Source organism: Dolichospermum sp. UHCC 0406, from assembly GCF_009712025.1.
Taxonomy (GTDB): Bacteria; Cyanobacteriota; Cyanobacteriia; order Cyanobacteriales; family Nostocaceae; genus Dolichospermum; species Dolichospermum lemmermannii.
In genome coordinates this window covers 294,881-306,750 of record NZ_VILA01000010.1, presented here as the reverse complement: position 1 = coordinate 306,750, position 11,870 = coordinate 294,881, and the positions used below count along the sequence as shown (strand labels likewise).

The 11,870-nt window shown below is 38.6% G+C and carries 12 protein-coding genes; 6 read left to right on the top strand and 6 right to left on the bottom strand.

Annotated features, from left to right (window positions below):
- Nucleotides 1-58: 58 nt before the first annotated feature.
- The 4 genes from FJR09_RS10260 to FJR09_RS10245 all read right to left on the bottom strand — a co-directional run bounded on the left by FJR09_RS10260 (nucleotide 59) and on the right by FJR09_RS10245 (nucleotide 2,109).
- Nucleotides 59-514 carry a CBS domain-containing protein gene (locus tag FJR09_RS10260; protein WP_015079424.1) on the bottom strand — a complete coding sequence of 152 codons (456 nt, stop codon included), beginning with the start codon at nucleotides 512-514 and terminating at the stop codon, nucleotides 59-61.
- A 2-nt stretch (nucleotides 515-516) separates the two neighbouring features.
- Complete coding sequence (locus FJR09_RS26130; RefSeq protein WP_015079423.1) at nucleotides 517-870, bottom strand: hypothetical protein; 354 nt, start codon at nucleotides 868-870, stop codon at nucleotides 517-519.
- Between the two features lie 12 nt (nucleotides 871-882).
- On the bottom strand, nucleotides 883-1,242 hold the full coding sequence (locus tag FJR09_RS10250; RefSeq protein WP_015079422.1) for a co-chaperone YbbN: 360 nt from the start codon (nucleotides 1,240-1,242) through the stop codon (nucleotides 883-885).
- A 210-nt stretch (nucleotides 1,243-1,452) separates the two neighbouring features.
- Nucleotides 1,453-2,109 (bottom strand): nucleoside monophosphate kinase, encoded by a 657-nt coding sequence (locus FJR09_RS10245; RefSeq protein WP_168653095.1) that lies wholly within the window; start codon nucleotides 2,107-2,109, stop codon nucleotides 1,453-1,455.
- Nucleotides 2,110-2,242: 133 nt separating this feature from the next.
- On the opposite strand from FJR09_RS10245, the gene FJR09_RS10240 reads away from it, so the two are divergent.
- Both FJR09_RS10240 and FJR09_RS10235 read left to right on the top strand, forming a co-directional pair.
- The gene (locus FJR09_RS10240) at nucleotides 2,243-2,584 is read left to right on the top strand and encodes a recombinase family protein (protein ID WP_015079420.1); all 342 of its coding nucleotides are present in this window, start codon (nucleotides 2,243-2,245) and stop codon (nucleotides 2,582-2,584) included.
- A gap of 243 nt (nucleotides 2,585-2,827) precedes the next feature.
- Entirely contained in the window at nucleotides 2,828-4,012 is a 1,185-nt protein-coding gene (locus FJR09_RS10235) for a CBS domain-containing protein (protein ID WP_168651893.1), read from the top strand.
- Nucleotides 4,013-4,156: 144 nt separating this feature from the next.
- On the opposite strand, the gene FJR09_RS10230 is transcribed toward FJR09_RS10235, so the two are convergent.
- Nucleotides 4,157-4,375: a hypothetical protein gene (locus FJR09_RS10230; RefSeq protein ID WP_174782890.1), complete on the bottom strand. Its 219-nt coding sequence runs from the start codon at nucleotides 4,373-4,375 to the stop codon at nucleotides 4,157-4,159.
- 261 nt (nucleotides 4,376-4,636) lie between these two features.
- Nucleotides 4,637-6,178, bottom strand: coding sequence for an NAD(P)/FAD-dependent oxidoreductase (locus tag FJR09_RS10225; RefSeq protein WP_168653094.1), 1,542 nt, complete (start codon nucleotides 6,176-6,178; stop codon nucleotides 4,637-4,639).
- Between the two features lie 125 nt (nucleotides 6,179-6,303).
- On the opposite strand from FJR09_RS10225, the gene FJR09_RS10220 reads away from it, so the two are divergent.
- The 4 genes from FJR09_RS10220 (at nucleotide 6,304) to FJR09_RS10205 (ending at nucleotide 11,831) form a co-directional block, all read left to right on the top strand.
- Entirely contained in the window at nucleotides 6,304-6,498 is a 195-nt protein-coding gene (locus FJR09_RS10220) for a hypothetical protein (protein ID WP_015079417.1), read from the top strand.
- Nucleotides 6,499-6,801: 303 nt separating this feature from the next.
- Nucleotides 6,802-8,661, top strand: coding sequence for an NAD(P)H-quinone oxidoreductase subunit F (locus tag FJR09_RS10215; RefSeq protein WP_015079416.1), 1,860 nt, complete (start codon nucleotides 6,802-6,804; stop codon nucleotides 8,659-8,661).
- 184 nt (nucleotides 8,662-8,845) lie between these two features.
- The gene (locus FJR09_RS10210) at nucleotides 8,846-10,339 is read left to right on the top strand and encodes an NADH-quinone oxidoreductase subunit M (protein WP_015079415.1); all 1,494 of its coding nucleotides are present in this window, start codon (nucleotides 8,846-8,848) and stop codon (nucleotides 10,337-10,339) included.
- 169 nt (nucleotides 10,340-10,508) lie between these two features.
- The gene (locus FJR09_RS10205) at nucleotides 10,509-11,831 is read left to right on the top strand and encodes a CO2 hydration protein (RefSeq protein ID WP_168653093.1); all 1,323 of its coding nucleotides are present in this window, start codon (nucleotides 10,509-10,511) and stop codon (nucleotides 11,829-11,831) included.
- The last annotated feature ends 39 nt before the right edge of the window (nucleotides 11,832-11,870 follow it).

The following is an 11,870-nucleotide window of genomic DNA, read 5'->3' as shown; positions in this document are numbered from 1 at the left end:
CCATTATTCTTGGGTAAATTAGTATGATTAACTGAGCCAAAACGATGAATTCTTGGATTTAATCTTCGTAAATTCTGGCTTCTAAAGCATTGGGAAATTCTTGACAATACATCTCAAAATAGCTTTTTGGGTTTTCCACAAAGTCACTTTTTCTGAGGATATCGGTAATTGAGATGATTCCTAATAGCTTACCTTTAATTACAGGGGCGCGACGGATGCCTGTATTGGCAAATAAGCGGGCTACATACTCCACACCAAGTTCAGGATTGACGACAATACAAGGCTTGGTCATAATTTCATAAACTCGCACTTGTTTGGAGTCTTTACCATAAGCACCAACTTTATAAACAATATCAGTTTCAGTGATCATGCCATAGGGGTCATTTTCTGTGCGAGGTTCGACAATTAAAGATCGCAAATGGCGTTCTTTCATCAGTGCTACGGCTTCGGCTACGGTTGCTGAACCACGGATTGTGACAACTTCTGTGGTCATTATGTCTTCAGCTTTGATCATGGTTAAAATCCTGAAAGTAATGGGTATGAGTCTGTGGGACTTTGATTGGGTAAATGTCTAAATATGGAGCAGATGGAAATAGATTCACTCATTTCTAAGATTTGCTGCTCAGACACTTTTGGAGAAAGATTAGATGTAGTTAATGGTTGAAAATTACTTGGTATTCCGGGTGCGTAAGCTTCAATGACACTTCCATCCAGAGAGCGCATTACCATCAGGTAGTCACAAACTGGACACTCTGTACGGATAATTTGATTCATCAAAGAATGCTTGTGAGCTAGTTTTCCATCAGTTAAAAACTGACGTTTTGCTTCACTACCGCAATTAGGACATGGAAATATATACGCTCTCTGCATGGAGAAACCCCCTCAAGAAGGTGAAAGTATTTTGTTTAAAGCTGTGGTGAATTTCTCATAGGGAACTACCCCAACAACTATTTCTGATAATTCGCCATGATTGAAAAACATAACTGCGGGAATACTGCGAATACCGTACTTTTTAGCAATGCTTTGATTTTCGCCATCACCAACATCTAACTTGACTACTTTTGCCTGATCTTTGTATTCTTGGGCCAGTTGATCCATTAAAGGAGCAACCATCCTACAAGGTCCGCACCAAGTTGCGGTGCAGTCCATGACAAACAACTCTTTCGCCTCTAAGAGCGATTCAAAGTCTGATTTTTGGATATATTGAACAAGAGTTTCATTCGGACTTTCAGAAGTAGCCATAGGTTTCTCCAGTAAAAATTAAAATTGGTGATTATGTGGTTGGGAAATGGGAAATTGTCAAGGATAAGATGGAATGTCCATGAGTTAAGTTGTTTGTTGAGGTAAAGCCAATCTCAGAAGTGCTATAACCCTGATGCCATAGAAATTTCAATCTTTTGATTTTTCTTTTATTTCGCATAAAATACTCAGGACTTTTACTTTATTTTTGTGTCATGCAGATAAAATCTGTTTTCCTGCTTTGATTAATCTTTTTCTAGCATTTAAAGTTTTTTTGTTTCCTATTAAACGAGACTTAGAAAAAGAATCTTGTAAAAACTGAGTTACTATTTCGACTGGGCGATCGCCATTAATCACAGTTAAACAACCTTGTTGGCGATAATGCTGAATTAAGGGAGTAGAATGCTCCTGATAGACTTCTATTCGCCGATAAATCACCTCATGATTATCGTCTAAGCGACCTCGTTGCAGTAACCTTTGTACCAAAACATCAATTGGGACATAAAAGCTAAAAACTTGGTCGTAAGGCCGTTCTGATAATGCAGTGTTGCCTTTAGCCCGGATTTCTAATAGTAATTGATCAAGAAGTTTCACCTGGGATAAATTACTAGGAAATCCATCCAGAATCCAACCCCGTTGGGCAGAGGAATGACTGAAGTGTTGGCGGATGATATCAAGAATGAAATCATCTGGAACTAAATCACCTCTTTCTATATACGGCTTGACTTTTAAGCCGAAAGAAGTCTCTTTAGCGATCGCCTGACGGCATATATCATCAATGGAAATATGGGGAATTTGCCATTGGCTTGACAGTGCTGCCCCCTGGGTACTCTTGCCAGCACCCGGTACTCCTAAGAAAATCAATCGCATTCAAACACCCCCTATTTCCAACTGAAAATGAGATGAAATCAACAACCAATACAATCCCCAAATATAAGATTCCTCTAGGAATAGCCAATATTTGAGATATCATATCTACAGAGGTGATTGAATTCTCAAAACTATGGCAACTGAAAAATCAAAAGACTCTTACCTGTGGGAAAAGCTAGACCAAGCCAGGAAAGCGAAAGCTGCCAGTGGCGGCTATGCCGGCTATGGTTCACCTGCTTTTGGTCAACAGTCAGTTAATGGTGAACTAGTAGAGAATCCATCTGAACAACAGATCATTGAATTAATTCGCCGTCACCACAAGTCAGGAAAATCACTTCCACAAATTGCCGCGTGGCTTAACCAGCAAGGATATACAACCAAGCGAGGCAGTCAGTGGCAACCTGTATCAGTTAAAAGGGTTTTAGACAGGCTGTATGGTAAAATACAAAGAATTTCCGGCATGGACGAAGACTGATGCCCACATTGGCTCTGATTTAGAACCACAAAGTAAAAATGTCTTCTTTGCCCTATTTGGATAGACAACTTTAAATTTTATCCCCCATTTACCTTTTAATCGTTAAACCCTTTATATGTAAACTGTTTCCTCGATTTATCCTTTACATCCCTCATATCATAACTGAAATTTGTAGAAATAATATGTATATGACAAAAAACTTTACAAAACTTTATAAATTAACTTTATCAGCTATTGTCAACCATGCAAATTGATGACCCACTCATTGGCGTTCCCTGCTTAGAAGAGGCGATAGATAGGCATCCACTGGTTGTTGCGCCCCATACTTCCCTAATTAATGTTGTGAATTTAATGAATCAGACGCGAGGTAATAGTTGTTTATTACCTGATTTTGATTCAGCAATTGGCTTTAGTTCCATGGGAGGTACGCGTTCAAGTTGTATTTTAGTCATGGAAGAAACAGAAATACTGGGTATTTTCACAGAGCGAGATATTGTCAAACTTACAGCGGCGGGTAGAGATTTTGCTGATGTGAAAATAGCTGATGTCATGGTGCATCCAGTCATAACCTTAGCGGAAACTGCATTTCGGGATATCTTTGCCGCACTGTTTTTGTTTCGACGATATCGCATTCGCCACTTGGTGATAGTCAATGCAGAGGAACAACTCGTGGGGATTGTCTCCCCAGAAAGTATTAGACAAATTTTGCGCCCCACCAACTTGCTGAAAATGCGGCGGGTGTCAGAAGTAATGACAACTCAGGTAATTCATGCACCACCTACAGCCTCCGTACTCAGCTTGGCGCAGATGATGGCGGAAAATCAAGTTAGTTGCGTGGTGATAGTCAAAACAGATTCCTGGAACGATGTCTTATCAGCCTTTAAACCAGTAGGAATTGTGACAGAAAGAGACATCGTACAATTTCAAGCATTGGGATTAAATTTGGCTCAAATTGAGGCAAAAACAGTGATGAGTACACCCTTATTTTTGCTAAGTCCAGAAGATTCCCTCTGGTCTGCCCATCAAGAAATGCAGCAGCGACGAGTGCAGCGATTAGTTGTATCCTGGGATTGGGGAGCAAAGTTAGCTATCGTCACTCAAACCAGCTTGTTGCGAATATTTGATCCACTGGAGATGTATGGAGTCATAGAAACATTACAAATAACTGTAGCTCAATTAGAAACCGAAAAAGCTAAATCTTTCCATAACCAAAGTAACTCCACCGAACTACCTCTACAGCCAGACTTAAAGCAGATACAGAAACAACATATAGTTGCTGACGAAAACTTAGATAACTTGATTGCTACTGTGCAAAGCCGGATAGAACATTTGATCAAAAACCCTGATTTATCCACAGAATTACAGCAAATGTATTTAGGTTTAGCGACAACGGAGATGGAAAAAATCCGCCATTGTCTTCATAGCTGAAAAAATATATAGGACTATTGGGCGTTGCTGATTAAGAGTATGATTTTGTTTCACGCAGAGGCGCAGAGAGTAAGAGTTTGAAATCATTGATTTTTCAATTTCATACCCTAATTCAGCAACGCCGACTATTGTTTAGTAAGCATTCTAAAAATAAGATGCGTTTGCCCTGGGTTCTGGAACTAGCTCTTCATTAGATTCCATATCAGTTACTACATCTTTTACTAAATCTGTAATACCTTTGAGTGTAGCATTCTGATCTTTATGAAGATAAGACAGACTGGGAAATTCAGCACACAATCCCACGAATTCTTGATCTTCTTCCGACCAAGTAACTTTATATGTGTAGTGGGTATAGTTAACCATCTTCCATTTCCTCAATTTTTTTATAGGATAGGTAAGATGCTTATGATTAGCATTAAATAAATAATAGTATCAATATTAATACTATGTCAATGGGAGCGTTAAACTAATTTGAGGTATAAAATCACAAAACCTCTATTCATAACCATTTACCAGATACAGCAGATTCCGCTCTAATGAGGTACAAACTTGAATTATGAAACTCTTGTAGTGCGGGCATCTTGCCCGCTGGATATGTACCTCATCACACCGGAAAGTGCTGTATTATTCAGAATAATCACTACCAGAACCAAACTTCCATTTATCTATTAACCGATGCCAATAATATCGGTTTTCTGGTGATAGATTATTAACTAATATTTCTAATCTTGGACTTAGAGAGAACAAACTAGTATACACAATTAAATTCACATAATGTAACATCCAATCCAACAAACTCAATAAACCAACTTGGGGAATGATTTTCGCAACTAATAAAGGATGAGATAAACCAGTTTTTAACAAAGTTTTTGTTAACGCCCCAAACTGGACAATATCTTGTAAAAAAGGTTTTAAAGCAGGTGTTCCTAACTCCTGCATTTGCACAAATACAGCAGAGAGTAATTGGTTAATTTGATTGGGTTCAATTTTTTGATTTACACCTACACTCATAGCTTTTTGAAATAACCAAGTTACACTTAAACTCGGTTGATAGGGTTGCAATATTGCTAAAGATTGGGCAGATAATTGATCAGTTTTTAATGCTTCTTCAATTCCTAAAGTTAGCCTTTGTAAATGACGTACCATAGCCCCAAAACCACCAAAACTTAAAGGTGATTGATTACCGCTACTATCTCCCACTGGGAGAATCCGATTCCAAGGGGTTTGCAGAGGACTTTGACGATAACTAGGAAAGAAACCAAACAACGCCCTTTGAAAATTTAGGCGATTAATTTCCACACCTTGATATTCTGGTAACAAGCGTAAATATTCGTCAAATAAAGTTTCTAAACTCAACCGTTGTGGATCTGCATCCATATAGGTAAATAAATATGTAGTTCTTCCGTCTTTTGCGGGAAATGCTTCCCAAAAATATTGACATTGATTTTCCAAAGCTGTGAAAGATAACAACAAGTCTCCTGAGTTATTTTCTGGATATCCTTTAGCACAAGTTCCCACAACTAAACAAAGTGCATCTGGTTTTTTTCCTTGACGCGCTTGTTGGCTAATGGGAGAAAGATTTCCCATAGCATCTAGTAACAATTTTGCAGTAAATTGATTATTGACTATGACTCCATTTGGGTGAACTACAATATCGCTAAATGGTGTATTTTCAAATAACTTTCCTCCAAGCTTAAGAAAGCGGGTTTTTAAGGTTTCGAGGAGATAAATAGGATTGACACCAATGTTAAGAACATCTTCTACCCAAACTTCTGTACCTCCTTGAAAGCTAACTCTTGCGGGGTTATATTCAGTGACGATAGCTTGTGCTAATTCGTCTGCTGTCAACAATTCCAATTCCCGAAATACTTCTAACTCTTTGCGAGAAATATTCCATTCCTGTTCTCTTCCGCGCAAAATTCCCCTTTCTAGTAAGGCTACGCCCACACCACGTACAGCTAAAGCGCAACCAATCAAAATTCCTAAAGTTCCACCGCAAATAATCACATCAAATTCTACAGATTCTAAATTTTCGGGATTTTCTGTAACTACGTTGGGTATGGGTGCGTTACCTTTTCGCAATAATGTTAATATGCTGTCAGTACGACGCAAGCCGCCTAAAACATCGCCTGGGAGTTGGGAAAGAATTTCTTCGGTTAGGGACATAATTGTTGATTTTAAGCAAAGTTCTATATATTGATACTATCTTTGCTGGATACATAAACCTGTTTATAGTTTATGGCAATCTAGATATATAAGTCTCTCAATAACTTAATTTGTAGGAAATACTTATGAACCGTTCTCAGATAGTTGCGATTATTACAGGGGCAATTTCTATTCTACTAGCGATCGCATACCTAATCGTTGTCCAAATTATTGATTATCGGGATATGAAGCCAGCGCCCGTTAGTCAACTCAGCCCAGTCGTAATCATTGCGTCAAGTAATTTACCCAATTTGCAACTTGACATAATTGCTAAAGTGTGAATTTGATCGGGGTGGAAAATACCGCCCCTATACTATAGATACTATAGACAAATACAATCCATAGACTCAAAATAATAGTTACCATTTAATAATTCAATCTATTGAAATATAAGAATTCTTTACAGAAAATATCGTGAATTTGTCTAATTAGGTAATTCTTTTTTGGCACAGATAAAGGTAAGCTATTTCTAACAATATTAAATAAAGATAAATTTTCATTGTCTGTCATCACTAAGTTGATAGGGATCAACGCTACTTGGTGTGTTTTCTTTAATTTTTGCTGCAAACTATAGAGGTAATTTAATGGATCAGTATTTAGTAGACACTGTTTGGCTAATTCCGGTTTATGCTTTGATAGGTGGGCTTTTAGCTATACCTTGGTCGCCGGGAATCATTCGCAAAACTGGTCCTCGACCGGCGGGATATGTCAACGTGGTGATGACCTTTATCTCCTTTTTCCATGCCGTCTTTGCTTTCTTTGCTATTTGGAATCATCCAGCTAAAGAAGTATTTATTCCTTGGCTATCAACAGCAGGTTTAAATCTGACTATTAATTTAGAACTTTCTGCTGTCAGCATCGGGGCAGTAATTATTATTACCGGCTTGAACTTGCTGGCGCAGATATACGCTATTGGTTACATGGAAATGGACTGGGGTTGGGGACGCTTCTTTTCCTTATTAGGATTATTTGAAGCTGGTCTTTGTGCTTTGGTTTTGTGTAACGATTTATTTTCCACTTATGTAATTCTGGAAGTCCTCACATTGGGAACTTACCTATTAGTAGGTTTGTGGTTTAGTCAGCCTTTGGTAGTGACTGGGGCGCGTGATGCTTTTTTGACTAAACGGGTGGGAGACTTGTTTTTATTAATGGGTGTGTTGGGACTGTGGACACTCTCAGGAACTTGGAATTATACAGAGTTAACTGCATGGGCGGCCACGGCGAATGTTGACCCGACAATTATTACTTTAGTGTGCTTGGGGTTAATAGCTGGACCTATGGGTAAATGCGCCCAGTTTCCTTTGCATTTGTGGTTAGATGAGGCGATGGAGGGACCTGTTCCCAGTACAATTTTGCGGAGTTCGGTGGTAGTGGCCAGTGGGGCATGGGTGTTAATTAAATTACAACCTGTGTTTAGTTTATCACCTGTGGCATCTTCGGCGATAGTGGCGATTGGGGCGGTGACAGCGATTGGTGGGGCGTTAATTGCGATCTCTCAAATTGACATCAAACGCTGTTTATCCTATTCTGTCAGTGTTTACATGGGGTTAGTATTTATTGCGGTAGGCACACAGCAGAACGAAGCCGCATTATTATTAGTTCTCACTCATGCCGTATCCGCTGCATTATTAGTTATGAGTACCGGGGGCATTGTTTGGAATAGTGTTACCCAAGATGTTACCCAATTAGGTGGATTGTGGTCACGTCGTCCCATGTCCGGGATAGCATTTATTGTCGGTACATTGGGTTTAATTGGTTTTCCCCCTTTAGGTAGTTTTTGGGCATTATTTAAATTAGCTGATGGGTTATGGGAAACACATCCGACTTTAGTAGGAATAGTAATTTTTGTTAATGCCTTAACTACATTTAGTTTAACTAGAGAATTTGGTTTAATCTTTGGTGGTAAACCCAAACAAATGAGTGAACGTTCTCCTGAAGCTATTTGGTTAATGGTGTTACCAATGATGATTTTATCTGGCTTTGTTTTACACCTGCCTTTAGTGTTGCAAAGTTTGTCATTACTTCCAGACTGGGCAACATTAAATAAAGACGTAGCCCTGCTATTAATTTGGTCAAGTATCTTCGGCTGTAGTATTAGTAGCATCATCTATTTAGGCAACATTCCCAAACCAATTCGTTTACCCTGGCAAGGTTTACAAAATTTATTTGCTTACGATTTTTACACCCCTCAAATTTACAAAGTTACCATTATTTTCGGCGTTGCCCAACTTTCTAAATTTGCCGATATGCTGGACAGATTTGTAATAGATGGTATTGTCAACTCTGTGGGTTTATTCTCTCTATTGGGTGGTGAAGGCTTGAAATATAGTAACAATGGACAAACTCAATTTTATGCCTTAACAGTTCTGTTAGGAGTCGGTTTTTTAGGTGCTTGGGTGACATGGCCTTTCTGGGGAATTCAGTTCATGAATTTAATTTTCTAAATATCTATGATTTAGATTGCTGATAATAATCTACCCCACAGCGGGGGGAAGAAAAGGATAAACTTTTGATATTGGAGGTGGTTGGGGATGGGGTTCTTGTATCTCACTCAATCGAGAACCGCTATATTACCAATTACCAATTACCAATTACCAATTACCAATTACCAATTACCAATTAATAAATATGTTGAGTGTTTTAATTTGGCTACCAATTATAGCCGCTATAATCATCGGTTTTTATCCAGCAAAAAATGTTCCTGCAAGTCAGATTCGGTTAGTATCTTTAATCGTCACAGGTTTAGTTTTGCTGTGGAATATTTTCATTTTGTTAAAATTTGATATCAGCAATCCAGGGATGCAGTTTACAGAATATCTACCTTGGAATGAAACATTAGGTTTAAATTATCAGTTAGGAGTTGATGGATTATCAATATTAATGTTGGTATTAAATAGCTTCCTCACTTGGATTGCTATTTACAGCAGCAGCAAAGATACAGAACGTCCTCGGTTATTTTATTCCCTGATTTTGTTTGTTAGTGGTGGCGTTGCTGGTGCTTTCTTATCAGAAAATTTGCTTTTGTTCTTCCTATTTTATGAATTGGAATTAATTCCCTTTTATTTACTAATCTCCATTTGGGGAGGAGAAAAACGAGCCTATGCGGGCATGAAATTCCTGATTTATACAGCCATTTCTGGGGCTTTAATTTTAGCCACATTTTTAGGCATGGTATGGTTAACAGGTTCTCATAGTTTTGCCTTTGATGCTGTGGCGACTCAAAACATTTCTGCGGGAATGCAATTAGTATTATTAGCAGGAATAGTTTTAGGTTTTGGCATTAAGATTCCTTTAATTCCTTTCCATACTTGGCTACCTGATGCTTACGTTGAAGCTTCTGCACCTATCGCTATTTTGCTAGGTGGAGTCTTAGCAAAACTGGGAACTTATGGACTATTACGATTTGGCTTGGGAATGTTTCCTCAAACTTGGCAGATTATCGCCCCAACTTTAGCAATTTGGGGGGCAATTAGCGCGATTTATGGGGCAGTTGTAGCGATCGCCCAAACAGACATAAAACGCATGGTAGCATATAGTTCTATCGGCCACATGGGCTATATTTTACTAGCAGCAGCAGCCGCCACGCCTTTAGCATTAGTTGGTGCAGTCGCCCAAATGTTTAGTCATGGAATTATTCTCGCTATTCTCTTCCATTTAGTCGGAGTTATTGAAACCAAAGTTGGGACAAGAGAATTAGATAAACTTAGTGGTTTAATGAGTCCTATTCGCGGTTTACCATTAATTAGTGCCTTGCTGGTTTTAAGTGGCATGGCTAGTGCTGGTATTCCCGGTTTAACAGGTTTCATTGCGGAATTTATTTCCTTTCAAGGCAGTTTTTCCAGCTTTCCCATTTCCACAATTTTATGTGTAGTAGCATCTGGTTTAACCGCAGTTTATTTTCTTATTCTTCTCAACCGTACCTGTTTTGGCAAACTGCAAAATAACCTAGCCTACTATCCCAGAGTATTATGGAATGAAAAAGTTCCCGCGCTAATTTTGGCATTCTTAATTATCTTTTTGGGAGTACAACCCACCTGGTTAGTGCGTTGGAGTGAAACCACAACTACCGCTATGGTAGCGGCAGTTCCCACTATCGAAAAAACCGTAATTGCCTTGAAGTAGTTATCTCGTTCCCAGTCTCCGACTGGGAATGCTATCACAGAGGCTCTGCCTCTAATTCTAATATTATTGAAGGCAGAGCCTTCTAGAATTCATTCCCACACAGAGTATGGGAACGAGAAGAAAACTGTTCCGCAATCAAAAAAATTTTATTAACCAAAACAAAAATATTATGGTACAAACTCCAGCTAAACCAAATACAAAAATCCCACCTTCAAAACACGAATTTGCAGAAATTATTCATCGTTTAGAAGCTGGCGGTTCAATGTTACCAGATACTCCAGAAAACTTAATGCAAATTATCGGTATTTATAAAGCTTATGCTGTACCAATGGATTTCTATTGGCGAGACTTACTTTATATTGCCGAAAGAGTATTTTTAGATCCTTTGCCAGCTTTTAAATATTTCCTACCCCAAGAATATTTAGACTTACATAATCACTATGCCGGGGATGATGCTGATTTAAGAATTTGGCGAGGTATAGCCACTGCACACCCAGAACTTTTGGCATTTATGGAAAAGGGTGAAACTACCAAAATGCCGAAAATTTTCCATCATTTATTCCATGACAGAATTAACATGGAATTTGCGGAAGCCTGTATGCAGGCTATGTTTTGGCATCGCAAAATGTATGCACCTGTTAATCAATTTGATGCCTATTTAGATTCCGAAGAATATAAAGCTAATGCTGATAAAGCCATTAAAGCTTATTTTCGGAAAAACCCCCTCATGTCGGGACTTTATAAACTGTTTCCTGATATGTTTTTGGAACAGTGCCGGATGATGTCCTATTATTCTAATTTAGGACTTTTTTGGGAAGTCATGGCACCAGTATTTTTTGAAATGTCAGATATTTATGATGAAGGTGGTTTCAAAAGTGTACCTGATGCCATGAATTTTCTCATAAATGGTATATTTGCTATTGCAGGTCGTCCGATTTATCATCATGTTTATATTGATGGTGAATGTTATGAAATCATCCCCAAATCTAAAGGTTTTACTTGGCTATATGAAGCCGCATTACCCTATGTAGAAGCTGTTTTTTATCGCACAGCACCATTTAGAGGGACAAAGTCTTATAATGCCCAAGCAGGACAAGTTCCAGAAGATCAAAAAGACTTCCATTATGGGATTCTTTACGCTGATGTTTTTCCTGTGGGTACAGCCGGAATTCCGCCAACATTATTAATGCAAGATATGCTGCACTTTTTGCCTCAATATCTTGTTGATTATTACCAAGAACATTGTCGAGGAGAAGAGGATATTTTGATTCAATTGGGGATTACTTTTCAACGTTCGATGTATAATGTCACATCGGCGGTAATTCAAGCTTTAAGAACTGCCCTGTTGTATCCTTTAGATGATGAAAATCCCCAGCATTTACAAGCAAATCGGGAATTTTTTGAAATGCAGCTAAATCGCTTTACTCGCACTGATTATGGTATGCGTGATGCAGCGAGATTACGGAACATTCAAAGACAGGATTATAGATAAATGGCGTTGCTGATAGCCTGCGTGGCGTAGCCATATTGA